The organism is Halobaculum gomorrense (assembly GCF_900129775.1).
Taxonomy (GTDB): Archaea; Halobacteriota; Halobacteria; order Halobacteriales; family Haloferacaceae; genus Halobaculum; species Halobaculum gomorrense.
Genome location: NZ_FQWV01000007.1, coordinates 106,202 through 131,223 on the forward strand (window position 1 = coordinate 106,202; position 25,022 = coordinate 131,223).

25 protein-coding genes are annotated in these 25,022 nt (G+C 71.4%); 7 read left to right on the forward strand and 18 right to left on the reverse strand.

Annotation, left to right across the window (positions count from 1 at the left end):
• Positions 1–236: 236 nt before the first annotated feature.
• Complete coding sequence (locus tag BUE16_RS12635) at positions 237–515, reverse strand: hypothetical protein (RefSeq protein ID WP_073310251.1); 279 nt, start codon at positions 513–515, stop codon at positions 237–239.
• A 110-nt stretch (positions 516–625) separates the two neighbouring features.
• Between BUE16_RS12635 and larE the strand changes: the two genes are divergently transcribed.
• Entirely contained in the window at positions 626–1,525 is a 900-nt protein-coding gene (gene larE / locus BUE16_RS12640) for an ATP-dependent sacrificial sulfur transferase LarE (protein ID WP_073310253.1), read from the forward strand.
• A gap of 42 nt (positions 1,526–1,567) precedes the next feature.
• Here larE and BUE16_RS12645 read toward each other — a convergent pair whose 3' ends face one another.
• The 5 genes from BUE16_RS12645 to BUE16_RS12665 form a co-directional block, all read right to left on the reverse strand.
• Positions 1,568–2,242: a histidine phosphatase family protein gene (locus BUE16_RS12645; protein WP_073310255.1), complete on the reverse strand. Its 675-nt coding sequence runs from the start codon at positions 2,240–2,242 to the stop codon at positions 1,568–1,570.
• A gap of 80 nt (positions 2,243–2,322) precedes the next feature.
• The gene (gene arsN2 / locus BUE16_RS12650; RefSeq protein WP_079991639.1) at positions 2,323–2,892 is read right to left on the reverse strand and encodes an arsenic resistance N-acetyltransferase ArsN2; all 570 of its coding nucleotides are present in this window, start codon (positions 2,890–2,892) and stop codon (positions 2,323–2,325) included.
• Positions 2,879–3,169: a hypothetical protein gene (locus tag BUE16_RS16430; RefSeq protein WP_143165436.1), complete on the reverse strand. Its 291-nt coding sequence runs from the start codon at positions 3,167–3,169 to the stop codon at positions 2,879–2,881. Before BUE16_RS16430 ends, arsN2 begins: the two co-directional genes overlap by 14 nt.
• A 25-nt stretch (positions 3,170–3,194) precedes the next feature.
• Positions 3,195–3,569 carry an ArsR/SmtB family transcription factor gene (locus BUE16_RS12660; protein WP_079991640.1) on the reverse strand — a complete coding sequence of 125 codons (375 nt, stop codon included), beginning with the start codon at positions 3,567–3,569 and terminating at the stop codon, positions 3,195–3,197.
• 257 nt (positions 3,570–3,826) lie between these two features.
• A complete protein-coding gene (locus BUE16_RS12665) occupies positions 3,827–5,242 on the reverse strand; it encodes a twin-arginine translocase subunit TatC (RefSeq protein WP_073310259.1) in 1,416 nt (471 codons plus the stop codon).
• Positions 5,243–5,424: 182 nt separating this feature from the next.
• Between BUE16_RS12665 and tatC the strand changes: the two genes are divergently transcribed.
• The 4 genes from tatC to BUE16_RS12685 all read left to right on the forward strand — a co-directional run bounded on the left by tatC (position 5,425) and on the right by BUE16_RS12685 (position 10,653).
• Positions 5,425–8,226 carry a twin-arginine translocase subunit TatC gene (gene tatC / locus BUE16_RS17390; protein ID WP_073310261.1) on the forward strand — a complete coding sequence of 934 codons (2,802 nt, stop codon included), beginning with the start codon at positions 5,425–5,427 and terminating at the stop codon, positions 8,224–8,226.
• Positions 8,227–8,294: 68 nt separating this feature from the next.
• Positions 8,295–8,492, forward strand: coding sequence for a ribbon-helix-helix domain-containing protein (locus BUE16_RS12675; RefSeq protein ID WP_073310263.1), 198 nt, complete (start codon positions 8,295–8,297; stop codon positions 8,490–8,492).
• On the forward strand, positions 8,489–9,220 hold the full coding sequence (locus BUE16_RS12680) for a queuosine precursor transporter (RefSeq protein ID WP_073310265.1): 732 nt from the start codon (positions 8,489–8,491) through the stop codon (positions 9,218–9,220). Before BUE16_RS12675 ends, BUE16_RS12680 begins: the two co-directional genes overlap by 4 nt.
• A 290-nt stretch (positions 9,221–9,510) precedes the next feature.
• Positions 9,511–10,653 (forward strand): outer membrane protein assembly factor BamB family protein, encoded by a 1,143-nt coding sequence (locus BUE16_RS12685; protein WP_073310267.1) that lies wholly within the window; start codon positions 9,511–9,513, stop codon positions 10,651–10,653.
• Between the two features lie 73 nt (positions 10,654–10,726).
• Here the strand turns inward: BUE16_RS12685 and BUE16_RS12690 are convergent, their stop codons facing one another.
• The 10 genes from BUE16_RS12690 to BUE16_RS12735 form a co-directional block, all read right to left on the reverse strand.
• Entirely contained in the window at positions 10,727–11,533 is an 807-nt protein-coding gene (locus BUE16_RS12690) for a 23S rRNA (uridine(2552)-2'-O)-methyltransferase (RefSeq protein ID WP_073310269.1), read from the reverse strand.
• A 98-nt stretch (positions 11,534–11,631) separates the two neighbouring features.
• A complete protein-coding gene (locus BUE16_RS12695; RefSeq protein WP_073310271.1) occupies positions 11,632–12,855 on the reverse strand; it encodes an XdhC family protein in 1,224 nt (407 codons plus the stop codon).
• Positions 12,852–13,784, reverse strand: coding sequence for a Rossmann-like domain-containing protein (locus BUE16_RS12700; protein ID WP_073310273.1), 933 nt, complete (start codon positions 13,782–13,784; stop codon positions 12,852–12,854). The genes BUE16_RS12695 and BUE16_RS12700 overlap by 4 nt, the downstream gene beginning before the upstream one ends.
• A complete protein-coding gene (locus BUE16_RS12705) occupies positions 13,781–15,181 on the reverse strand; it encodes a VWA domain-containing protein (RefSeq protein ID WP_079991642.1) in 1,401 nt (466 codons plus the stop codon). Before BUE16_RS12705 ends, BUE16_RS12700 begins: the two co-directional genes overlap by 4 nt.
• Position 15,182: 1 nt before the next feature.
• Entirely contained in the window at positions 15,183–16,214 is a 1,032-nt protein-coding gene (locus BUE16_RS12710) for an AAA family ATPase (protein WP_073310276.1), read from the reverse strand.
• Positions 16,211–17,368 (reverse strand): XdhC family protein, encoded by a 1,158-nt coding sequence (locus tag BUE16_RS12715; RefSeq protein ID WP_073310278.1) that lies wholly within the window; start codon positions 17,366–17,368, stop codon positions 16,211–16,213. The genes BUE16_RS12710 and BUE16_RS12715 overlap by 4 nt, the downstream gene beginning before the upstream one ends.
• Positions 17,369–17,538: 170 nt before the next feature.
• The gene (locus BUE16_RS12720) at positions 17,539–20,043 is read right to left on the reverse strand and encodes an aerobic carbon-monoxide dehydrogenase large subunit (protein ID WP_073310280.1); all 2,505 of its coding nucleotides are present in this window, start codon (positions 20,041–20,043) and stop codon (positions 17,539–17,541) included.
• Entirely contained in the window at positions 20,040–20,720 is a 681-nt protein-coding gene (locus tag BUE16_RS12725) for a (2Fe-2S)-binding protein (protein ID WP_073310282.1), read from the reverse strand. Before BUE16_RS12725 ends, BUE16_RS12720 begins: the two co-directional genes overlap by 4 nt.
• On the reverse strand, positions 20,717–21,607 hold the full coding sequence (locus BUE16_RS12730; protein WP_073310284.1) for an FAD binding domain-containing protein: 891 nt from the start codon (positions 21,605–21,607) through the stop codon (positions 20,717–20,719). Before BUE16_RS12730 ends, BUE16_RS12725 begins: the two co-directional genes overlap by 4 nt.
• On the reverse strand, positions 21,604–22,200 hold the full coding sequence (locus BUE16_RS12735; RefSeq protein ID WP_073310287.1) for a CoxG family protein: 597 nt from the start codon (positions 22,198–22,200) through the stop codon (positions 21,604–21,606). The genes BUE16_RS12730 and BUE16_RS12735 overlap by 4 nt, the downstream gene beginning before the upstream one ends.
• A 183-nt stretch (positions 22,201–22,383) precedes the next feature.
• Between BUE16_RS12735 and BUE16_RS12740 the strand changes: the two genes are divergently transcribed.
• Together BUE16_RS12740 and BUE16_RS12745 are read left to right on the forward strand one after the other, a co-directional pair.
• On the forward strand, positions 22,384–23,712 hold the full coding sequence (locus BUE16_RS12740; RefSeq protein WP_079991643.1) for a molybdopterin molybdotransferase MoeA: 1,329 nt from the start codon (positions 22,384–22,386) through the stop codon (positions 23,710–23,712).
• Complete coding sequence (locus BUE16_RS12745) at positions 23,709–24,368, forward strand: nucleotidyltransferase family protein (protein ID WP_073310289.1); 660 nt, start codon at positions 23,709–23,711, stop codon at positions 24,366–24,368. Before BUE16_RS12740 ends, BUE16_RS12745 begins: the two co-directional genes overlap by 4 nt.
• Before the next feature lie 72 nt (positions 24,369–24,440).
• On the opposite strand, the gene BUE16_RS12750 is transcribed toward BUE16_RS12745, so the two are convergent.
• Together BUE16_RS12750 and BUE16_RS12755 are read right to left on the reverse strand one after the other, a co-directional pair.
• Positions 24,441–24,602 (reverse strand): AbrB/MazE/SpoVT family DNA-binding domain-containing protein, encoded by a 162-nt coding sequence (locus tag BUE16_RS12750; protein WP_073310291.1) that lies wholly within the window; start codon positions 24,600–24,602, stop codon positions 24,441–24,443.
• Positions 24,603–24,671: 69 nt separating this feature from the next.
• Positions 24,672–24,974: a hypothetical protein gene (locus BUE16_RS12755; protein WP_200778434.1), complete on the reverse strand. Its 303-nt coding sequence runs from the start codon at positions 24,972–24,974 to the stop codon at positions 24,672–24,674.
• Positions 24,975–25,022 lie beyond the last annotated feature (48 nt).

Genomic DNA, 25,022 nt, shown 5'->3' on the forward strand with positions numbered 1-25,022 from the left:
GGCGGGGGTCAAAACCGTGCCGGGGGCGAGGCGGGAGCGTCGCGACCGCCTCGGAAACGCGAGCGAGGAACGGAGTGACTCGCGAGCGGGGCGAGGGCGAACGAAGTGAGCCCTACGATGCGAACGGTGAGCGCAGTGAGCCGTGAGCCGGGGAGTGCGCGGTCGACCAGCGGGAGACCGCGAAAACGCGAACGGAGCGACTAGCCCGCAGACCAGCGCCAGAACGGCGCGAGCCGTCAGTCGTCGCCGCCGTCGCCGCCGAGGAGGTCCCAGCCGACGCGGGCGTCGATCTCCTCGATGAACGACTCGACGTCCTCGACAACGCCGCGGTCGTCGGCGACGCCGCCGTGACGGTCGCCCTCAACGACCCGTCCCCGGTCGGCGTCGTAGTAGAACGGTGCGCCCTCCTGGCTGATGCCGAACAGGTACGCGCCGTCGACATCCGTCGGTACGTCCGAGTGGTTAGTCGCGCTCACGTCCTCCGGATCGACCGCGTCCGGGCCGGCGCGGGACATGTCCGGGCGGACGGCCCCCGGCGAGGAAGGCGTTGCGGCTGTCAGCTCGCTCGGACGCCGCGCGCGCCGGGGTCGGACGACTTTTGCGTGACCGTCCCGTCGTCCCGGTCATGAACGACGACGTTGCGGCGAAGGCGGCGACCGCGCGCGAGCGACTCGCCGAGCGCGACGGGGCGCTCGTCGCCTTCTCCGGCGGCGTCGACTCGTCGGTGGTCGCCGCCCTCGCGCGCGACGCCCTCGGCGACGACGCGGTCGCGTGCACCGCCAAGAGCGAGACGCTCCCGGCCGAGGAGCTGGCCGACGCCCGCCGGATCGCCGACGACATCGGCATCGAGCACGCGATCGTCGAGTTCTCCGAACTGGACGACCCGGACTTCGTTGCCAACGGCGACGACCGCTGTTACCACTGCCGGACGATGCGCCTCTCGCGGATGTACGACGCCGCACGCGAGCGCGGCATCGGCACCGTCTGCGACGGCACGAACGCCTCCGACCCCGGCGAGGGCCACCGCCCCGGCCTCCAGGCCGTCGAGGAGCTCGACGTGGTGTCGCCGCTGCTGCAGGCGGGCATCACGAAGGAGGAAGTACGCCAGATAGCCGACCACTACGGCCTCGACGTTGCCGACAAGCCCTCAATGGCGTGCCTCTCCTCGCGCATCCCGACCGGGCTCGAAGTGACAGAGGAGCGCCTCACCCGGATCGAGCGGGCCGAGCGCCTGCTGCGCACGTGGGGCTTCTCGCAGTTCCGCGTCCGCGACCACGACGGCCTCGCGCGCATCGAGGTCGGCGCCGACGAACTGGAGACGGCGCTGAACCCCGATTTCGTCGCCGCCGCGCGCAACCACATGCTCGATCTGGGCTTCGACCACGTCACGCTCGACCTCCAGGGGTACGAGACGGGCAGTGTCAGCCCGGCCGGCGAGGCCGATGCCGGCGACGAGACGACCGTGAACCGCGACGGCGAGCCGGTTGTCGAGGACGTGTTCGCGCGCGACTACCCGACGTCGTAGCGCCAGAGCAGTGCGCCGCCGGCGCCACGACGGATCCGTCGATTAGTAGTTCTCCTGCGTCGTCGACTCCGGGAGGAACGAGGTGACGTTCTCGCGGACCAGCGCCGCTGGGCGGTCGGCGTCGCCGTCGCCGCCACCGACGGGGTCGCCGTCGACGCGCACCTCGTTGACCGCGCAGTTCCCCTGGTCCTGATCGAGCACCGCGGCGACCAGATCGAGACGCTTCAACTCGCCCGTCACGACGTACAGCGGGCCCCCGTGAGCGACGACGGCGACGGTCTCGTCGGGTCCGACCGCGGCGCGAAGCTCTGCGAACGCGGTCAGCACCCGCTCGCGCATGTCCAACAGCGACTCGCCGCCCTCCGGCGTCGTCTCGGCGGCGGCGTAGCCGATCTCCGAGAGCGTGTACTCGGGGTAGGCGCCGAACAGGTCGTCGTAGGTGAGCCCCTGTAGCCGTCCGAAGCTCCGCTCGCGCCATCGCGAGTCGAGCGTCACGGCCGCGCCCGTCGCCCGCGAGACGGCGCGGGCGGTCGCGGCCGCGCGCTCCAGATTCGAGGCGACGATCCGGTCGACGGCGTATTCGTCGGCGAGGAACGCGGCCAGTGCGTCGGCCTGCTCTCGGCCCCGCTCGGTGAGGTTGGTTGGCGCCCAGCCTTGCACCCGGCGGTCGCGGTTCCACGGCGTCTCGCCGTGGCGACACAGGAGGATCGTTCCCATCGGTCGTGGGTGGGAGGTTGACGCCAAAAGTGTCCTCGGGTGGCTGCGCGCCGGGCCGCCCGGGCGTCTTTGAGACTCCGCTACTCGGTTGCCCGCCCCCGGAGCCGCTTGCGCATGCAGGTCGCGGACGCCGGACACAGCGCCGCGAACTCGGTGGTCGATCGGATCGCCGGCGGGACGGACTCGCGGTCGACCGCCCCGTACCCGAGTCGCCCAAAGAAGCCCGCTGCGGTCGTCGTCAGGAGGTACAGGGTCTCCACGCCCTCCCGGCGGGCTCGGTCCTCCAGTGCGGCACACAGCGCCGTCCCGTAGCCCTCCCCACGACTCGACTCCTCGACCGCCACCGAGCGGAGGAGCCCGGTCGGGCCGTGGCGCTCGACGCCGCCGACCCCGACGACTGCGTCGCCGCCGTCCCTCTCGTCGTCGCGGTCGCGGGCGAGGTAGAACTGCCCCGGGCCCGTTCGTACGTCCTCCGTCGGGAGGTCGTTCGCCGACAGCAGCGCCTCGACTCGGTCGAGGTCACAGGCGTCGGCTTCGGACAGCGTCTCCGTGGGGGCGGCCGTCGACGACGGCCTCGCCGACGCGTCCGTGTCGGTGCGGTTCCGGTCGCGTTCCGGCCCGCAGCCGACCCGTCGGTCAGGCGGCGCCATCGTCGACGGGGGGTCTCGTTACCGTGATCCGAAGTCTCCCGCCCAGGTCGACGGTGAACTCGCGGCAGACGCGCAGACAGCGGACCGCGGCGGCGACGCGGGGCGCGCCGAGGCGAACGACGGCGGCCGCCGCGAGGATCGACGCCGCGGCGGCCGGGTAGCTCATGGACCACAGGGACGCGAGGGCGGCGCCGATCAGGGCGTAGCCCGCGAGTATCCCCTGCCAACCGGGCTGTTCGGTTCCTGTACGATCGCTCGGGTCGGGTGGTCTGTGCATGGGTGGTGTCGTCGCGACGGTCCGGTCAGTCGTCGTCCGTCCGCCTCGTCTCGTCGAGCACGCGGAGGAGTCGCTCGGCGCGCGGCGTCGAGCCGTAGTAGCGCCACCGGCCCTCCTTGCGGCGCTCGACCAACCCCGCGCCGAACAGCCGCGAAAGCGCCTGGCTCACTGCGCTCTGGCTCACGCCGAGTGACGGCTCCAGTTCGCAGACACAGATGTCGTCCTCGGCGCCCGCGATGAGTCGAAGCGCCTCGTAGCGCGTGTCGTTTCCGAGCGCCGCGAGCGTCTCGACATCGGCGGCGATGTCGTCGTCTCGAAGGCCATGTTCAGATGGGTGACAGTCACACGCTCGGTCGCGCTGCCCCTTGTCGGTCTCGGATTCCGGCTTCTGGCTACTCATCTCAGTATTTGCAATATTAGAATATGCTGACATATGTGTTTCTCCGAGACCGATCGACACCGAGGACGCGACGGCTGGCAGTCTGGAACACGGGATCGATCGCTCGCCAGGAGAGATCCCTCGACCGGCGCCGCCACTGGCTCGGTCGCTTCCGGCGACGGATCTCGTGACTAGGCGCTCGACGGCCGGACCGTTGAGGGAGCGAACAGGACCGCAACGGAGAGAGCGAACAGGAGTCCGGCGATCCGCGTGGGCGGCTAGTTCCCGGTCCAGCGCAACAGCGCCAGCGTTCCCTCGAACAGCCCGATCATCGTCGCACCGACGATGATGGGCGCCATCCCGGTCGGGTCCGGCGAGACAATGAACGCCAGGCCGACGAACCCCGACCAGAACAGCAGCCGGCGGTCCTCCATCCACTCGCGGGTCACCAGTCCCATCATGATGGCCAACTGGATGAACAGCGGGATCTGGAAGACGATGGCCATGTAGCCCATCAGCAGCAGGATGAGGTTGAACGTCTCCTGGAGGCTGAACGCCAGCACCGCGCTCCCCTCGGTGTAGCTGATGAAGTAGTCGAAGATGACTGGGAGGACGATGAAGTGCGCGAACGCGACGCCGACGATCCCGAGGATCAGGCTCGTGGGCACCGCCGCGAGGTAGTACCGGCGCTCGTGGGGGTAGAGCCCGGGGCGCATGAAGCGGTACGTCTCGTAGACGAACACCGGGAGGCCGACGAGCAGCCCCGCCAGCGAGGCGACCTTCAGCTTGGTGAGCAGGAACTCCAGGGGGCCGTACACCCGCGGGCGGTTCTGCTCGAAGCCGGCGTGAGCGTCCCAGAGGAACTCGATGATCTCCTCGGCGCTCGGCACCACCGGCGACACGGTGCCGACGAGCAGCACCACGACGACGACGACGCCGGCGATCCCGAATACGACGCCGAGGCGGCGCATCATCTCCTCGATGTGCTCGGCCAGCGGCATCTCCTGGTCGGAATCCGGGCCGCCGCCCTCGCCGCCGAGGGCCCCGACGCCCTCGTTGACGGCGGCCATCCCCTTCTGGGCGGCCGTCATGGCACCGCCTCCCTCGCTCGCGCTGCCGGCGCCGTTCGTCGCGGCTTCGCCGGCCACGCCCGGCGTCGCGGTCGCCGCCTGTCGGTCGTCGGACGCGGCGACCTCCTCGCCGTCGATGCCTCCCGGTTCCGGAGGCTCGTACCCGCCCTCGGCGTCGTCGTCGCCGCGGCGCTGGTCGGACTCGTCGCCGGCGCTGTCGCCTCCGACGGCGTCGCGTCCGTCGTCCGCGTACGGGCTGCGCCGGTCGATGTCGGGCGACTCCTCGCCGGCGTCATCACCGGTGTCGTCGTCGGTGTACTCGATATCTGGCGGCGCCTCGGCCGTCTCGTCGACGACATCGAGGCGATCGACCGGCTCCGATTCGTCTCCGGAACCCGCTCCCGGTCCGTCACCTCCGCTCGCGTCGCCCTCGTCAGCCGCGCCGATACCGTCGTCAGTGCCGTCGTCCGGGTCCAGGTTCCACCCCTCGGCGTCGTCGGCGCTGTCGTCGGCGCCGTTGTCGGCCGCTCCGGTTGCGTCGTCGACGGACTCGGCAGTCTCGGTGTCGCGGTCACCGTCGGCGTCCGCCGACGGCTCCTCCGGCGGATCCGAGTCCGCGGTCATGGGACCCACTCGCCCCCCGTGCGTTATAGGCCTTTTCTGATTGCGTCCCGTTTTGATCGCGTCACCCCGGCTATCGACCCCTCGGGCCAGCCCGGCGGCCGTCGCTGTCAGGTCTCCGGTCGGGCGTCGGCGGGACGCGGTTGTTGAAAAGGTTGATAACCGGCAAGTCGTTCTTATCCGGTATGTCGAGCGCGCTCGACGAGGACACGCGACAGACGCTGGCGGATGGCAGAGCCACCGCCGGCGCGATGCTTCGGTCCGCACAGAAGGACCTCCAGAAGGTGTTCCTCGTCTTCCTCGTCGGGTTCATGGGGACGTTCTACGCCCTCCGGTTATACGTCTGGGACTTCCTCAAAGGCGTCACGCGCGCGCAGCTCAGCGAGACGGTCGGCCAGCAGGTCGAGATCATCGCGCAGACCCCCTTCGACGTGATCCTCCTCCAGGCGAAGATCGGTCTGATCGTCGGGATCATCTTCGGGATCCCCCCGCTGTTGTACTTCTCGCGCGACGCCCTCCGGGAGCGCGGGGCGTGGCCACAGGCCCCCGTCGCCCGCTGGAAGCTCGCGCTCATCTTCGTGCTCGCCGTCGGCCTGTTCGCCGTCGGCGTCGCCTACGGCTACCTCGTGTTCTTCCCGTTCATGTTCGCATTCCTCGCGAACAACGCCCTCTCGGCGGGTATCGAGCCCACGTACTCCATCGTGAAGTGGGCGCAGTTCATTGCGCTGCTCACCTTCTCGTTCGGGTTCGCCGCGCAGATGCCGCTGGCGATCACGGCGCTGTCGTACGCCGAGATCGTCCCCTACGAGACGTTCCGCGACAAGTGGCGCCACGCGACCGTCGCGATCTTCGTCTTCGGCGCCGTCTTCTCCCCACCGGACCCGTTTACCCAGATCATGTGGGCCGCGCCGCTGCTGCTGCTGTACGGCGCGTCGCTGTACCTCGCGAAGATCGTCGTCACCACCCGCCGCGGCTCCGAGCGGATCGATGTCGCGGCGGTCGCCCGGACCCGCTGGAACGTCCTCGCGGGCGTCGGCGTCGCCGTCGCGGCGGCCACGTACCTCTTCCTCGCTCGCGGTGGTCCCGAGGCAGTCAACGGGGCGGTCTCGGGCCTGACGACCGTCCGGCTGCCGGTCGGGTTCGCGACCCCGGTCGCCGCCGCCGTCGCGCTCCTCGCCGGGGTGCTCGCGGTCGCCATCGCACTCGCGTACTTTGTGTACGCCGAACTCGACGCGGCGACCGCCGTCGTCGGCGAGGCCGGAGACCCCGACGCCATCGACCTGCTCGCGCTCGACGAGACGGGCGTGCGCGCCGCGCCGCCGGAAGCGTTCGAGGGGATGACCGAGTCCGAGGCGCTCGAAGCCGCCTCGACGGCCATGGACGCCGACAAACCGGGGAAGGCGCAGGCGATCCTCGACCGCTTCGACGAGGCCGCGACCGCGGGCGCGGCTGGGGACGACGCCGCCGATGCCGCCCCCGCGAGCGACTCCGCCGGCGTCGCGTCGACCGGTCCGGCCCGCGACCTGTTCGCCGATGATGTCGGCCTCGTCGGGGCGCTCCGCCGCGGCGCCGGCTTCGTCGACTGGCGCGGCCGGTTCGGCTCGCTGTGGAACGTCCTCCTCGGTATCGCCGGCGTCGTCGCCGCCGCGGGGTACGTGCTCGTCGAGCGGCCCTCGCTCGCCGATTCAGTCCTCGTCGAGTACGGCACGAACGCGGACGCGATCCTCGGCACGCTCGGCGTGAGCGGCACCGTCGCGTTGCTCGCGTTCGTCGCAGGCGGGGTCGCGCTGGCGCTGCTGCTCGCCGGGCTCTTGGCGCTCTACTTCGCATATGCCGCGGGGACCGATCCCGCCGCCGTCGACGTGGAGGCGCTCACGGCCGAGGACGTGCGCCGCGCTCCCGACGCGACGTTCGCGAGCGTCTCCGAGCGGCGCGCGAACTACCTCGCCGACCGCGCGGCCGCCGCCGGCGACTCCGAGAAGGCGCGGGCGATCCTCGACCGCTTCGACGACGTGCAGGCGGTCCGCGAGGCCGCCGCCGCGTCGACAGCCGACGGTTCAGCCGGCAGTGAGACCGGCGACTCCGCCGGTGGAGGCCCCTCGATCCCCGGCCTGTCCGGCGACGCCGGCGACCGCGCCTCCCGCGCCACCGGAACCTTCCTCGAGGGCCTCACCGACGGCGAGAGCGACGAGGACGACATCGGCGGCTACTACGACGACCTCGCGTTCATCGCCGGTTCGCTGCGCTCGCGGCTGTTCATCCTGGTGAGCGTCTTCGGCGTCACGCTCGCGGGCGTGTTCGCGTTCCTCTATCTCGGCGGGATCGGGACGGTGAAGAACAACTTCGTGAACCGCATCCCCGAACAGATCGTCGGCCCCGACGCCGCCAACTTCGCCGTGATCGTCCTCCACCCGGTGGAGGCGCTCATCTTCGAGGTGAAGATCTCGACGATCGCCGGCGCCGTCGCGACCGTTCCGTTCGTGGCGTACTACGCGTGGCCCGCGCTGCGCGACCGCGGCTTCGTCCGCGGCCGCCGACAGGTCGTGTTCGGCTGGGTGGCCGCGCTCCTGGCCGGCCTGTTCGGCGGGCTCGCGCTCGGCTACACCGTCATCGCGCCGGCGGTCATCTCGTGGCTCGTCAGCGACGCGCTCCAGGCCGGGATGGTGATCAGCTACCGCATCAGCGACTTCGCGTGGCTGGTGTTCTTCACCACGGTCGGGATCGGCTTCCTCGCGGATATCCCCGTGCTGATGGTGTTGCTCAACACAGCCGGCGTCTCGTATCAGGCGATGCGCTCGCGCTGGCGCGAGGTGACGATCGCGATCATGCTCTTGGCGGCGCTGCTCACGCCGGCGGACGTGTTCACGATGTTCCTCGTGACGATTCCGCTGATGGCCGCGTACGGGGTCGGCCTCCTCGTCCTGTGGGCGATGACGCTCGGCGGCCGGCGCAACCTCGCCGAACCGACGGTCGATCTGACACGCTGACCCGCTGCCCAGCGACCCGGGCGCGCTGAAGTCCGAAGCTTCAATTATTCTCAGGGGATCCTCAGAGTATGCCCAAAATAAGCGTCGAGATGCCCGGGGAGCTGCTCGCGGACCTCGACGAGCACGTCGGCGACGACGGCAAGTTCGTCAACCGGAGCGACGCGATCCGCGCGTCGGTGCGCAAGACGCTGGACGTGCTCGACGAGATCGACGAACGGCACGGGCGGCTCGACGCGGCGTCCGCCGGAGGGGAGGACGTCGAATGAGCGCGGCCGACGGCGCCGCGACCGCCACCGCGGAGCCGCGCCCGCTGCGCGTGCCGCTCGCGGCGGTCATCCTCACCGCCCTGTTCGTCGCCGCGCTCGTCACCGCGCAGGTCATCTCGGCGAAGCTGTTGGCGGTCTCGCTGCCGGTGCTCGGCGTCGTCACCGCGCCCGGCGGGACGCTCGCGTACGCGGTCACATTCTTCGCCTCTGACTGCCTCTCGGAGCTGTACGGCAAGGCGTACGCCCGGAAGGTGGTGAACGTCGCGTTCGGGATGAACTTCGTCCTGCTGGCACTGGTGTTCGCGACCATCGCAACGCCGGCCGCGCAGGGCTCGGTTGACCCCGCGGCGTTCGAGACGGTGCTGGGCCTCTCGGGCAACATCGTGCTCGGCTCGCTGGTCGCCTACGTGATCAGCCAGAACTGGGACGTGATCGCGTTCCACCGCATCCGGGAGTTCACCGGCGGCGACATGCTCTGGCTGCGCAACGTCGGCTCAACGGCGACCAGCCAGCTCATCGACACGATCGTGTTCACCCTCGTCGCCTTCGCCGTCGCGCCCGCCGTGTTCGGTCTCGGTCCCGCCCTGCCCACGTCGGTGCTCGTGTCGCTCATCGTCGGGCAGTACATCGTTAAACTGCTCATCGCGCTCGTCGACACGCCGCTCGTGTACGCCGCCGTGGCGGTCGTGCGGGGGGACGACGGCGACGCTGGCGGCGTGAGTGCGTGAGAGTGCACACCCCGTTCGACGCGACCCACTGCGAACGACCGCCGCAGGCGACGGGCCGGTCGTATCACTAAGTTTTATATCTAAATGTTTCATGGCCGTCAATAGTGATCAGCGGAGTCGGGCGACGGGAGTTTCTCACGGCGGCACTCACGGGGGTTGGACTCGCATCCGGTGAGACCCGGTCGGCCGGCGGTGAGCGATCCCAGACGAGTGCTGGCCGAAACACGGAACTGACCGCCCACAGGAACTGGCCGATGTTTCAGCAGAACCCATCGAACACCGGGACGGCCATGGCCCCTTCGCCGCCCGAGGACGACGATATCAGGTTCGAATTCGACGCGGGTGGCGAGGTGATCTCTTCCCCGGCCATTTCGGGCGATCGCCTGTACGTCGGATCCACCACTGGAACGGTTCACGCGGTCGACGTTCGGACGGGTGCGGAACGCTGGTCGTTTACGACTAACGGGACGGTTCATTCGTCGCCGGCGGTCGTGAACAACCGCGTGTACGTCGGATCGGCGGACGGAACGTTGTACGCCCTCACCCCGGCGTCCGGCGACCTCGTCTGGCGGTTCGAGACGGAGGGTGAGGTGGGGTCGCCGGTCGTCGCGGACGACCGCGTGTTCGTGACCGACCGCGCCGGTACACTCTACGCCGTCAGCAGTCGCGACGGGAGCGAACTGTGGAGCGCGGATGTGGGACCGGTATACCGCTCTGCACCCGCCGTCGAGGGAGCGACAGTCTGCATCGGGTCGAGAAACGGAACGCTGTCAGGGTTCGACGTCGCCGACGGGGCCCGGCAGTGGACCTACGAGGCGGGCCCGATCACGTCTCCGCCGACGGTGGTCAATGGCTTCGTGTACGTCGGCGATCGCGAGGGAGTGGTTCACGCAGTCGACCAGTCGACCGGCGAGGCGGCGTGGACCGTGAACACGGGCGCGAGGATCAACAAGTGTGCACCAGCGGTCGTCGGTGAGTACGTGTACGTGGGCAACGACGATGCCACGCTCTCGGCGATCCGAATCACGGACGGTGAGGAGGCGTGGACCGTCGACGCCGACCGGTGGATCTCGTCTCCGCCTGCGGTGGCCGACGGCCGGCTGTTCGTCTGCGACGGCACCGGGAGACTCCTCGGCGTCGACGCGCAAGACGGCACGGTCGGATGGACCCGGTTGCTCCCAGGATACGTGACTTCGTCCCCGGCGCTCGCTGACAGCGCCGTGGTCGTCGGAACCGGGAGCGGGCAGGTGTTCGCTGTCGGGTCGCGTGAGGATTCGGCGAACGGGACCGAAGCCGCCACGGCTGGTGGGTCCGACTCCGACGGCATACTGTCGTTCGTTCTCGCTCACCCGGTTCCGTTCACGATCGCCGGCTGTGTCGCCAGCGTCGTCGGGTTGCTACACCAACTGTTCGCCTCGGGAGGAGACGGGTGACGAGACGACTTCGATCCCTTCGCCGACCGGCGGTTCGTGAAGACACCAGCTTCGAGTGTCGGACCCGTCGGAGTTACTCGACGCGCTCGGCGAACCCGAAGCGCGGCTTCACGTCGTCGACGACGACCTCGACGGTTTCGCCAGCCTCCGTGCCGGGGACGAACAGGGTGTAGCCGTCGACGCGCGCGACGCCGTCTCCCTCCTCGCCGACGTCCGTCACGTCGACCGTGAGGCGGTCGCCAGCCGACACCGGCGCGTCGGTGCGCCCGCGAGCGAGGAGGTAGCGCTCGGAGGAGCGCTTGCGACTCGCCTCCGGCGTGTACGCCCGGACGTACTGGAACTGGGCTTCGACGTCGTCGCGGAAGTCCGCGAGATCGGGACCGTCGAACACCTTCACGACGAAGTCGCCGCCGGGCTTGAGCAGTTCCAGCGCGGTGTCGAACGCCTGCCGGCAGAGGTGGATCGAGCGGGCGTGGTCCAACTGGTACTCGCCGGTCATGTTCGGAGCCATGTCGGAGACGACCACGTCGACGGGGCGGTCGGGCGTCCCCTCGGACTCGTCGGGATCCGGGTCGACGCCGAGCGCCTTCCGGAGGTAATAGCGCGTGCGCTCGTCGGTCATGTCGCCGCGAACCGTCTCGACGTGCGGGTGCTCCAACTCGTCGATGCGCTGGAGGTCGACGCCGACGACGGTGCCCGCTTCGGTCACCTCCTCGGCGGCGACTTGGAGCCACCCGCCGGGGGCGGCGCCGAGGTCGACAACGGTGTCGCCGCGGTCGAACAGGTCGACCTCCTCGTCGATCTGCCGGAGCTTGTAGGCCGAGCGGGCGCGATAGCCCTCCTGTTTCGCCCGGTTGTAGTAGTCGTCCTTGCGAGCCATGGTCAGTTGCCCGGAGCTACCCGGCAGAAACGGATAAAACGCGCGTTCGCCGCGGGCACCCCGATATCGACCCGCCCGGTTCCCCCGATCGACGCCCGCTACTGCGTCGGCGCGTCGGGGCTCCCGCCGGCCGCGCCGCCGTCCCCGTCGCCCGCGTCGAGGTCGACCCGCTCGTGGATGGGCCCCTCGCGAGTCTTCAGGTGGCGCGGCTCCCGGTCGTTGGCGACCGCGAGCACCTCGGCGACGATGCTGTGTGCGATCTGGTACGGCGACCCGCCGCCGAGGTCCAGTCCCACGGGCGTGTACAGCGGGTCCAACTCCGCCTCGGTGAACCGCCGCCCCTCGTCGGCGAACGCCTCCAGCATCTCCTCGAAGCGCTCGCGCGGCCCCATCAGCCCGACGTAGGCGACGCCGGCGTCCAGCAGCGTCTCCACGACGATGCGGTCGTCGACGAAGTTGTGGGTCATCACCACCGCGTGAGTGCGGTCGTCGAGGCGGAGTCCGTCGGCTTCCTCGAGCCGTCCCGGGGAAGTCGTCACCGTCCGGTCGGCCTCGGGGAACCGCTCGGCCGGATCGACCGCGCCGCGGAAGCCGACCACCGTCACCCGGAAGTCGTTGCGCGCGGCGAGTTCGGTCACCGGGCCCACGTCGTGGCCCGTCCCGAAGACGACCAGGTCCGTCGGCGCCGCGATGCCGTCGACGAACACCTCGACGGTCGTCTCCCCGTCGTCGAACACGAGCGTGTCGCCGCGGCCGCGCCCCGCGAGGTCGCCCGCCGCGCCGGTCAACCCCGCGGGCCAGTCGGTCGCGGGGTCGCCCGCGGGCGTCCGGAGGGTCCCGTCGTCCGGTCGGTAGTACGCCCGGTCGCCGCGCGCCAGCGGACCGTCGCCGCCGTCGAGGACGGTCGCCACCGCCACGTCGTGACCCTCGGCGAACGCGTCGACGGCGGGGCGGTACGTCTCCGTCAGCGGTTCCAGCAGCACGTCGATGACGCCGTTGCAGCCCACGCCGAGGCCCCAGATGTCCTCGTCGTCGTCCATGAGGTCGTAGGTGACGACCTCAGGGGTGCCGGTCTCGCGGATGCGCTCGGCGACGCTCGCGAGGTCCTCCTCCAGACAGCCCGCGGTGATCGCGCCGACGCCCTCGCCGTCGGGCGACAGCAGCATCTTCGCCCCGGGTCGGCGGTAGGCGTTCCCCTCGACGCCGACGACCGTCGCGAGGACGTCCGGCGGGTCCGTCGCGCCCGCGGCGCGGTCGTCGAGGCTGTCTCTGATCGACTGTACGACTTCCGTCTCCGGTACGCTCCAGGTGCTTCCTGTCATGGTTCGGGTGTCTCGTCGCTGTCGGGGACGTCGGCGCAGTCGCCGTGGTCGTCGGATCGCGTCGGGGTCGGTTCGGGGTCGAGGCCGAGGGCCGCGCCGGCGCCTTCGTCGCCGGCGGCGGCGACGACCCCCTTCCGCAGGCCGGCGTCGTGGAGGTCGGTCCCGCAGGCGCCGGCGCGGACGGCCGCCCGGACGCTCGCCGGGTCGTCGACGGCCGCGCCCGCGACGACGGCCGCGCCGGCCGCGAACAGCGGGTCGGGCACGACGGACGCCGTCGCCCCGACGACGACCACCGTCGCCTCGGGCGGCGCGGCCGCGAGGGCGTCGCCGAGCCCGCCGTACACCAGCGTCGACCCGGTGACGAACACGACCGCCGCGCCGTCCATCGCCGTCGCCACCTCCTCGGGCGGATACGCCGACACCGTGACGCCCGGCGGCGTCTCGACGCCCGCGGCGTCGACGGGGTCGCGCTCGACGACGCGCACCTCGACGTCCGCGAACTTCCGGAACGCCGGCCGGAACAGCCCCACCGTCGCGATGGCGTCGACCGCCGCCGGGAGCCGCTCCATCGGGTCGCCGTCGCGCCAGTCGACGAACGGCGCCGACAGCGCGTTCAGCGTCGCCACGCCGACCGCGCGGGCGACGGTCGGGTCGCCGTCTGCGGGGGCCGTCCCCGTCGCCCACGACGCCAGCGTCTCGACGTCGGCGCCGTCGGCGTCGGGCGCGGCGCCGCGCGGGCGGTGCGCCAGCCCCGCGCGACGCGCGACGTCCCCGGTCGGCCCGTCGCCCCCGTCGCCGTCGGGGCCGTCGTCGCTGAGTTCGACGAAGACGGCCGCCTCCCCGACGGTGACCCGGTCGACTGCGACGCCGTCGACGGCACCGCGCCGACGGAGGGCGTCGACCACCGCCCGCACGAGCGCGTCGCTCACGCCCGATCACCCCCGTCGCTCGCCCGCCGGCGCGGGTCGTGTCGATAGCCCACCGGTCCGCTCAGTCCGCGGCGTTCGATCTGGCGGGCGGCGGCCGCCAGGTCCTCGGGGCCCGCGAAGCCGAACAGCGCGTCGACGTACGGTTCACACGCCGCCATCCCGCGCGAACGCGGTTCGAACGACGGCGACACCGCGAGGGGGTTGAGCCAGACGACGGCGGCCGCGCGCTCGGCGAGCCAGGTGATGCCGCGGTCGAGCAGGTCGGGGTCGCCCACGTCGAGGCCGTCGCTGACGACCACGACGACGGTTCGGCGGTCGACTGCGTCGGGGTGCTCGCGCCTGAGGGTCTCCAGCGCGGCGCCGATCTCCGTCCCGCCGCCCCATCGGATCTCCGCCTCTCGGAGCGCGGCGGCGGGGTCGCCGCCGGCGCGGGCGAACGCCGCGGTCGCGTCGGCCAACTCGGTGTCGAACAGGAACACCCGGGCGTCCCGCGCGGCCGCCGAGACCGCGTCGGCGACCGACAGGAGGGCGTTCCGGTCGGTCGTGTCCAGCACCGACCCGCTCACGTCGACCAGCAGGCAACAGCGCAACTCCGTCTCCGTCGCGGTCGTCGCCGGCAGGTCCACCGGCGCCCCGCCGGTGGCGAGACTCGACCGGAGCGCCCGCCGGGCGTCGACCTGTGCGCCGGTCGGCGACGGCCGCCGCCGCCGTCCGGATCGGGCGGCGAGCGCGTCGACGAACCGCTCGACTGCGGCCCGCCCGTCGCGCGTCGTCGCCGGTCGCCCCTCGACGGCCTCCCCGCCGGAGACGGCGCTGGCGCGACGCCGGTCGTGCTCGCCGTCGTCGGTGGCGCGCTCGCCCGTCGCCCGGCGGCGGCCGGTCGGGATGCGCACCTCCGCCGGCGGGCCGTCGTCGTCCCCGGAGAGGTCCGGCGCCTCCGCGCCCTCGAGCGTGTCCGCGTCGGCTCCGTCGCTGGGTTCGACGGCGTCTGGCGGGTCGTCCTCGTCGTCGCCGTCGGCGGCGTCCGCCTCCGGTCCGTCGTGGTCGGTGGCGACCGCGGACAGCCCGGAGCGCAGGCGGTGCCAGAAGGTGGGGAACGCCTCGTCGAAGGCGTCGCCGTCGTCGACCGCGGACAGCAGCGACGCGCGCAGGGCGGCCGCCGCGCGGTCGCGGTCGGAGAGGCCGACAACCGACAGCGCGCGGGCGGCCGCGAGCGTCCCGCTTGGGGGCACGTCGACGCCATCGCGGCGGAGCACGGCCGCGAGCCTGACCAGTTCGATCAGGACGTGCCGCCGCGCGGCCCGAAAGTCCGGGACGCCGTCGCCGCCGATCGCCGCGGGCGCGCCCGTCTCGGCGGGGGGCTCCTCCGCCGCGGGCACGTCGGTCCGGTCGGTCATCTCACTCCGCCGGTCGCTCGGCGGCGACCTGGTCGGGGTCCGCGTCGGCCGCGGCCGCCCGCAGCGCCTCCAGCAGGTCGGTGTCGACGTGGTCGACGTCCTCGACCTCCTTGAGCAGGCAGCCGATGGTGCGTTCGATCTCCTCGGGGGTCAGCGGGTCGTGTTCCTCCCCGTCGTCCTCGTCGTGGCGGAGGTGCGCGACCGCCCGCGCCCAGTCGAGCGTCTCGGCGACGCCAGGGCGCTTCAGGAACGCCTCCTCGCGGAGGCGGGCGACGACGGCGCACACCTCCGCGGCGACGGCGGCGTCCAACTCCGGCACCTTCCGGCGGACGATCTCGTACTCCGTCCGGAACGACGGCGGCCGGACGTTGAGGTACAGACAGCGCCGCTTGAGCGCGTCGCTCAGCCCGCGCGTCCGGTTCGAGGTGAGGACAACGACCGGCGTCCGGTCGGCCGAGACGGTGCCCAGTTCGGGGATCGACACCTGGAAGTCCGACAGCAGTTCGAGCAGGAACGCCTCGAACTCCTCGTCGGCGCGGTCGATCTCGTCGATGAGCAACACCGGCGGCGTCTCGCCGTCGGTCCGCAGCGCCCGCAGCAGCGGCCGCTCCAGCAGGTACTCCTCCGCGAACACCGACCCCTCCCGGTCCGTCGCGGACTCGCCCGCCGCCCCGTTCTCGGCCGGGGATGGCGTGTCGCCGGGCGGTGTGCTTGCCCCGACGCTGCCCTCGTCGGCCTGCACCGCGAGCAACTGCTTCGTGTAGTTCCACTCGTAGAGGGCGTTCTCGGCGGTGAGCCCCTCGTAACACTGCAGGCGGATGAGGTCGGCGTCGAACGCCGTCGCCAACACCTTCGCGAGTTCGGTCTTGCCGCTGCCGGGCGGCCCCTCGATCAGCAGCGGACGCTCGAGCCGCAGGGCGAGGTGGACCGTCGTGACCGTGCGGTCGTCGGCGACGTAGTCGGCCGCCTCGAACCGCTCGGCGAGGTCGGCATCGGTGACCCGGGCGAACGGGTCGTCCGCGTCCCGGGTCATCTCGTGGCCGCGCCCTCCGCGTCGAGGTACGACGACGGTTCCGCCGCGAACGACTCCGCACAGCCGCCGCAGCAGAAGTGGTACGTCTCGCCGTCGTGCTCGACGCTGTGGGCCGTCTCGGTCGGGTTGACGGTCATCCCGCAGACCGGGTCGATCGCCTCCTCGGGGGCCTCGTCGGGGCCCTCCGCGGCGGCGTCCTCGGGGGCGGCCGCGTCGACCGCGGTCCCCCCGGCGTCGTCGGTCGAGTCGCCGGACGCGGACGGGTCGGCCGCCTCGTCCGCGCGCTCGCCGCCCGCGACGCGGGGCGCGTCGCCCCGGCCGCGGCGCTGGTCGACGACCTCCGCGAGGACGCTGACGGCGATCTCGGCGGGCGTGTACGCCTCGACGTCGACGCCGGCGGGGTTCGTCACCGCCGCGGCGACGGCGTCGGGGTCGCGCTCGGCCAGTGCCGCGGCGGTGTCGACCACCTCCTCGGCGCGCGTGGCGCTGGCGATCAGGCCGACGTACGTCGCGTCCGCGAGCACGCCCGCGGCGACGCCGCTGGCGTCGAACGACCCCATCGTCGCGACGACGACCAGCGGGTCGTGGCCGAGCGCGCTCGCGACGGTCGCCGGGTCGGTCTCGGTCAGGAGTTCGACGCCGTCGGGGAGGGCCGCCGCTTCCCCCGTGGGGTCGACGACGACCACGTCGACGGCGAGTTCGCCCGCCAACCGCGCGAGGGCGTGCGCCACCGGCGACCCGCCGACGATCACCAGTTCGGGTCGGGGGTTCACCGGCTCGATGAACAGTTCCAGCACGCCCTCGCTGTGGCACGTCATCGGGAACGCCTCCAGTCCCGGCCGGTCGACCGTGTCCGGCTCGGGCGCGATGCCGATCAGCCGCGGCCGCCCGTCGTCGATGGCCTCGCGGGCCTGCGTCGTGGCGATGGTCTGGGCGCAGGCGGCGCCGCCGATCCACCCGTGGAGGTCGCCCTCGCGGGTGACGACGCCGCGGTCGCCGACGTTGGCCGACACCGGCGGCTCGCGCCGGACGACCGTCACGCGGGCGTACGGCTCGCCGGCGGCGGCCAGGTCGCGCTCCACGGCGGTCACGTCGCCGTCGGCGTCGGCGGGGCGGGCGGTCACGGTCGGTTCCTCGTCGGTGTCGCGTGTCATGGGTTCGTTCCTGGGACGGATCGCATCGGATCGAGTCGGGTGTCCTCGCGCGCGCGTACGCCTACGAGGACGGGTATCGGTTCGGGTCGGTCCCGGGCGGACGAAGCCGGCGAACGGTCGCGATCCCGCCCGAGCGGGCGGTCGCGGCCGTCGCGGGTGTCGCGGTCGGATCAGTCGTCGGCCGGTTCGCCCTCGTCGCCGCCGACGGGGTCGAAGACGACGGTCTCGGCCGGGTCGCGCTCGAGGCCGGCCTCGGCGAGGTTCTCCCACACGCGGTCGGGCGTCATCGGCATCTCCACGTGGGTGGTGCCGGCGTGGGCCATCGCGTCGACGACGGCGTTCACGATCGCCGGCGGCGACCCGACGGTCGGCGACTCGCCGACCCCCTTCGCGCCGATCGGGTGGTGCGGCGACGGCGTGACGGTGTACCCCGTCTCGAAGTTGGGGATCTCGTTAGCCGTCGGCAGCAGGTAGTTCATGAAGTCGCCGCCCGTGCAGTTGCCGTTCTCGTCGTAGGTGACGTGCTCCATCATCGCCGTCCCGATGCCCTGCGCGAGGCCGCCGTGGATCTGTCCCTCGATGACCATCGGGTTGATGCGGTTGCCGCAGTCGTCGACGGCGACGAACCGCTCGAAGTCGACCTCGCCGGTCTCGCGGTCGACCTCGACGACCACGATGTACGAGCCGAACGGGTACGTCATCTCCGGCGGGTCGTAGTAGTTGACCGCCTCCAGCCCGGGCTCCTCGCTGCCGGGGTGGTTCATGTACGCGCTGGCGGCGATCTCGGTGATCGTCAGCGAGCGGTCGGGCGCGCCGGCGACGTGGAATTCGCCGGACCCGCGGTCCCACTCGATGTCCTCCTCGGCCGCCTCCAGTTCGTTGGCGGCGATCGACTTGGCCTTGTCGCGCACCTTCCGGGCGGCGACGGCCGTCGCGGCCCCCGCGACCGGCGTCGAGCGCGAGCCGTACGTGCCCAGCCCGTACGGGTCGGTGTCGGTGTCGCCGTGCTCGACGGTGATGTTCTCCACGTCCATCCCGAGTTCCTCGGCGACGATCTGGGCGAAGGTCGTCTCGTGCCCCTGCCCCTGCGTCTGGACGCCGACCCGGAGGACGGCGTTGCCGGTGGGGTTGACGCGGATGTCCGCGGAGTCGAACATCTCGATGCCGGCGATGTCACAGGACTTGCCCGGCCCGGCGCCGACGACCTCCGTGAACGAGGAGATGCCGATGCCGATGAGTTTGTCCGCGTCGTTCTCGATGCGGCGCCGCTGCTCCTCGCGGTAGTGGTCGTAGTCGGCCATCTCCAGCGCCTTGTCGAGCGCCTTCTCGTAGTCGCCGGAGTCGTAGTTCCACCCGGTCGCGCTCTCGTAGGGGAACTGTTCGGGCTGGATGAAGTTCCGGCGGCGGATCTCCGCCGGGTCCATGTCGAGTTCCTGGGCGAGCACCTTCACCATCCGCTCGATGAGGTACACCGCCTCGGTCACGCGGAACGAACAGCGGTAGGCGACGCCGCCGGGGGCGGTGTTGGTGAATGCCGCCGTCAGCGACCCGTACGCTGCCTCTACGTCGTAGGAGCCGGTGAAGATGTTGAAGAAGCCCGCCGGGAACTTCGAGGGCTGGGCGACGGCGTTGTACGCGCCGTGGTTCGCCAGCACGTCCGTCCGGACGCCCTTGATGATCCCGTCCTCGGTGGCGGCCAGTTCGCCCGTCATGTCGTAGTCGCGGGCGAAGCCGGTCGTCTGGATATTCTCCGAGCGCTCCTCCATCCACTTCACGGGCCGCTCGAGCACGACCGACGCGGCCGCCGCGACGACGTAGCCCGGGTAGATGGGCACCTTGTTGCCGAAGCCGCCGCCGATGTCGGGGCTGACGATGCGCACCTTGTGCTCGGGGATGCCCGAGACCTGCGAGAACAGCGTCCGGTGGGCGTGGGGCGCCTGCGAGGTCAGGTGGACGGTGATCTTGTCCTTGCCGGGGTCCCAGTCGGTCACGCACCCGCACGTCTCGATGGGCGCGGGGTGGAGCCGCTGGTACTCCATCTGCTCGGAGACGGTCACGTCCGCCGCCTCGAACACCTTGTCGGTGGCCTCCTTGTCGCCGACGTCCCAGTCGAAGATGTGGTTGTCCTCTTGGTCGTCCAACTCGTCGCGGATGAGCGGCGCGTCCGCCTCCAGGGCGTCCTCCGCGGTGACGACCGGGTCGAGCACCTCGTAGTCGACGGCGACCTTCTCGGCGCCGTCCTTCGCGACGTAGCGGTCCTCGGCGATGACCGCCGCGACCTCCTGGGACTGGAACTTGACCTTGTCGTTGACGAGCACGTCCTGCGTGTCGTCCATCAGGGTCGGCATCGTCGCCAGTTCGTGCGCCGCCAGGTCCTCGGCGGTCAACACGGCGACGACGCCGTCGACCTCCATCGCCCGCGAGGTGTCGATCTCGTTGATCCGGGCGTGCGCGTGGGGGCTGCGAACGATCTCGCAGTGGAGCATCCCCGGCTTCTTGATGTCGTCGACGTAGTTCCCGCGGCCGGTGATGAAGCGCTTGTCCTCCTTGCGCTTGACCCCCTCGCCCATGCCGCCGCGGCCGTGGCCGCAGTGCTTCTCGGGGTCGGGGCCGCCGTCCTCGTCGTGTTGATACTCCGTCTCCGCCTCTGGAATGTCGTCCGTCTCGCTGCTCATGTGTCACCACCGCCGGTGTGATCGGCGTCGGTCGTCGGGCCGCCGCAGCAGTTCTCCGCACCGCAGGTGAACTCGCCGTCGTCGATGTCGTAGCCGGTGAACTCGCCGCCGCCGCCGGCGTCCGCCCCGCCGTCGGTCTGGGCGTCGGCCAACTCCTCGGCGATGATCCGCCCGCCGTCGGCCGCCGGCTGGGCGGCGAGTTTCTCCGCGGCGTACTCGATCGACTTCACGATGTTTTGGTAGCCGGTGCACCGACAGAGGTTGCCGCTGATGGCCTCGCGGATCTCCTCCTCGCTGGGGTCGGGGTTCTCGTCCAGCAGCGCCTTGCCCGACATGATCATCCCGGGCGTGCAGTAGCCGCACTGGAGGCCGTGTTCCTCGTGGAACCCCTCCTGCAGCGGGTGGAGGTCGCCGTCGGACTCGGGGAGGTCCTCCATCCCCTCGACGGTCATCACCTCGCTCCCGTCGGCCTGCGCGGTGAACATGAGACACGACTTCAGCGGCTCGCCGTCGACGAGCACCGTACACGCGCCGCAGTTGCCGGTGTCGCAGCCGATGTGCGTGCCGGTCATGTCGAGGTCCTCGCGGATCGCGTGGACCAGCAGCTTGCGCGGCTCGACGTCGATGGTGTGGTCGGTTCCGTTGACCGTCAGTGTGATCTCGCGTGTCTCGCTCATCGGGAAACCCTCCGCTGTTTCACGACGCCGGCGCGCTCGGCGGCGTCGCCGAGGGCGCGCTGGGTCAGTACCTTCACCATCCGCTCTTTGTACGCGGCGTCGCCGTGTTCGTCCGACTCGGGGTGGGACTCCTCGGCGGCCGACTCGCCCGCCGCCTCGAACAGGTCGGGGGTCGGGCGCTCGCCCTCCAGGTGGTCCTCGGCGTCGCTCGCGCGGGCGTTGGTGATGTCGACGGCCGTCATCCCGATGCCGGCCGCCTCGATGACGCCGTCGTCGTCGAACCGGAGCCGGACGCCGACGCCCGCCATGGCGTAGTCGCCGGTCTTGCGCTTCAGCTTGTGGTAGGCGCTCCCCTCGCGGTCGCTGGGCGTGGGGACGCGCACCTCCGTGATCAGTTCGTCCTCGTCCAGCGCCGTGTCGTACGGCAGCAAAAAGAACTCGTCGGCGGGGATGACGCGCTCGCCGTCGGGGCCGCGCGCGACGACCTCGCCGTCGTGGGCGATGAGGAGGCTCCCCCAGTCCCCCTTCGGGTCCGCCTGCGCGACGGAGCCGACGACCGTGCCGCGGTTGCGGATCTGCGGGTCCGCGACCAGCGGCGCCGCGTCGGCGAAGCTGCCGTACTTCTCGGCGATCAACTCGGAGCCCTCCACGTCGGCGTGGCGCGCGAGCGCCCCCAGTTTCAGGAAGCCGTCCTCCTCGCGGAGGTAGCCCAGTTCCTCGATGCCGTTGATGTCGACGACGACGTCCGGGTTCGCCAGCCGAAAGCGCAGCATCGGGACGAGGCTCTGCCCGCCCGAGAGGACGGTCGGCCCGTCAAGGCTCTCCAGCAGGCTGACTGCCTCGTCGACGCTGGTCGGCTCGTGGTGTTCGAACGGCGCGGCCTTCATCCGAACATCCCCCGGATGCGGTCGGTGACGCCCGAGTCGGTGTCCTCGATGTCGGTCATCTGCGCCTCGATGTCGCTGAAGAAGTTGTTCACGATCTTGTTGGCGACCGGGTTAATGACGCGGCCGCCCAGCTGTGCGATCCGGCCCGAGATGTCGGCCTCGGTCCACCACTCGATGCGGGAGCCGTCGCCGTCCTCCTGCGGGTGGATGTGCATCCCCGACTCCATGCTGAAGCTGCTCCCGCTGGCCGACCCGGAGCCGGTGGCGGTCATGACGAACTCCTCCTCGTCGCGCTCGTCGATGGTCACCGTCGTCTCGAACTTCGGCTTCACGCTGCCGACGCCGACCTGCATCAGCGCCGCGTACTCCTGTCTCTCCCTGAACGCTCGGGCGGCGACGACCTCGGCGTCGGCCTCCGGGAGCGTCTCGACGTCCTCCTCGAGCTCGTAGGTGTCCCACCCGAACTCGTCGTCCATCGGGGTGATGTACTGACACCCCTTCAGGGAGTTCCGGACGGCGATGGGGTCTGAGAGGACCACCCACGCCTTCTCCGGCGGTACCTCGTCGAGTTCGAACTCCCCCTCGAAGTTCATCGGCTCCCTCCGATCGCGACCGACCGTGTTCCCCGCGCAACCGATGTCATCTTTTATAGTACCTCACTATGTGCATACTATTACCTCGGGATGTGAGATGTGGTAGCACCTAAATAAAAGTATTGACGATGAAGGTTGCCGTCGGGGCAGGTATCACGTCCTCACGGTCCCGAACTCGACACGATGACCGACACAACCCGCTCGGACCACGACGACGAATCGACCTCCGTCGACGACCGTCACGACGGTCGCGACCGCGACGACGGCGGCGGATCCGCCCGCCGGGCCGACGGCGGCGACCACGGTCACGCCGCCCCGATCGACCGGCGCGAGGGCGCCGACACGGTGGCGGCGCTGCGCGAGCGCGTCCTCGACCGCGTCGGGACCGAATCGGTCGCCCTCGACGGGATCGCCGGCCGGACGCTCGCCGGCGCGGTCGACGCGCCGACGGCGGTCCCAAACCGGAGCCACGCGACGATGGACGGGTTCGCGTTCGACGCGACCGACGACTACCCGCTGGAGGTGGTCGACGCGGACGTCTTCCCGGAGGACGACCCGGGGGATATCGATCCCGGACAGGCGGTCCGCATCGCCACCGGCGCCCCGCTGCCGGCGTCGGCGAACGCGGTGCTCAAGCGCGAGGAGGCGACCGTCGAGGCGAGCCACCTCACCGGCACGGCGATCGATCCCGGCACATACGTGTACGAGCGCGGCAGCAACGTCGCCGAGGGCGAGCGCCTGTTCGCCGCCGGCGAGCGCCTCGCCCCGCGAGACGCGATCCTGCTGGGCGATCTGGGCGTCGACGAGGTGCCCGTCCGCGAGCGCCTGTCCGTCGGCCTGCTGGCGACGGGGACCGAGATCCACGAGGGCCGCCACGCCGACCTCGACTCCCCGATGCTGGCGAACCTCGTCTCGGCGTGGGGCCACGAGCCGACGTACGAGGGGACCGTCCCCGACGAGTACGACCGCGTGGAGTCGCGGATCGCCGCCCTCGCCGACGACCACGACGTGGTCGTCACCACCGGCGGCACCAGCGTCGGCGACAAGGACCACGTCGTCCGCGCGCTCGACGCCCTCGGCGACGTGCTGTTCCACCGCGTCGCCCTCCGTCCGGGCAAGCCCATCGCCGTCGCCGACCTCCCCGATCACGACGCCGTCGCGGTCGCGGTGCCGGGTAAGCCGGTCGGCGCCCACGCGGTGACGACGCTCGTGGCCCGGCCGCTGTTCACCGGCGAGACCGCCCTGCCGACCGTGCCGGCGACGCTCGCGGTCGACGTGGGGATCGGGGTCCCCGGCTTCGACTACGCCGTTCCGGTCGTCCTCGACGACGGGACGGCGATGCCGCTGGGCCACGCCGACTCGGATCTGGCGGTGTACGACGAGACGTTCGACCCGAGCGTGCTCTCGTCGAGCACGCGGGCGACCCGCGCGGACGGCTTCGTGCTCACGGACGCGGCGCTCGCGGCGGGCGACGATGTCCGGGTCGTCCCGTACGCGGCGGTCGAGCGATGAGCGGCGAGCCCCCGCCGATCCGGTCGGTCCCGCCGGGGGAGTCCACCGCCCGCGACGGCGCCACCCCCGAGGACGCCCCGCGCGTCGCTGGCGTCGTGCTCGCGGCGGGGACCAGTTCTCGGTACGGCGACCGGAACAAGCTCCTCGAACCGGACCCGGACGGTGACCCGCTGGTCCGGGCGGCGGCGCGGACGCCGGTCGAGGCGGGTCTCGACCCGGTCGTCGTCGTCGTGGGCCACGAGGCGGACCGGGTCGCGGACGCCGTGGACGGACTCGGGGTTGAGACCGTAACGAACGAGGCGTTCGCTGCGGGGCAGTCGACCTCCGTCGCGGCCGGCGTCCGGGCGGTCGCCGACCGCGACCCGCCGGTCGACGCGGCGGTCGTGGCGCTCGGCGACATGCCGTTCGTCGACCCCGCGCCCGTGCGGGCGCTCGTGGACGCGTACGCCGCCGGCGTCGGGGACGCCCTCGCGCCGGCGTACGAGGGACGACGCGGCAACCCGGTGCTGTTCGACCGGCGGTTCTTCGCGGCCCTCGACGACGTGGAGGGCGACGTGGGCGGCCGGGCGGTCCTGCTCGGGAGCAACGACGCCGCGCTCGTCGCCGTCGACGACCCCGGCGTCCGCCGCGATGTCGACGAACCCGGCGACCTGTAGCGACGGTTCCCCGCGGTCACGTCCGCGCCACGGTCGCCGACGGCGGTGCGGTCGTCCGCGCCGTCGCGGGCGTCACTCCCCGTCGTCGCGGACGAGTTTCTCGACGACAATCTGGCCGTCGCGGACGTGCCACTCGACGCGGTCGCCGGCGCCGACGTCGAGGAAGTTCCGGACCGGCTTCGGGATGGTGGTGAGGTTCTTCTCGGAGACCTTCGTGTCGGTCAGCGTTCCCATTGCGCGACGGTATGTCCCTAGGAAAGACGTAGTTTACGCTATGACTGCACCGTGCGCCGCCGGTCGAGGCTACTCCGCGCCGGCGCGGCCGTGGGCGCTCGTCTCCCAGCGGTGGGCGCCGCCGTCGGAGGCGCGCGAGAAGTCGAGGTCGAAGCGGTCGGACTCCAGCAGCGTGGGGCCGGGCACGTACACGTGGTCCGCGCCGTCGCGCTCCACCAGCAGGTCGCGTTCGGCCATCGTCGAGAGCACGTCGCGGACGGTTCGCTCGCGCCCGGGAATGAGGTTCGCCTCCTCGATCACCGACTCAACGTCGACGCGTCCACGCAACAGCGCGAGCCGGATGGCCGCCACCCACGCCGGCTCACGTTTCATCTCGCGGCACACGCTCCCCCTGTGAGTGTGACGGTATTAACATCTTCT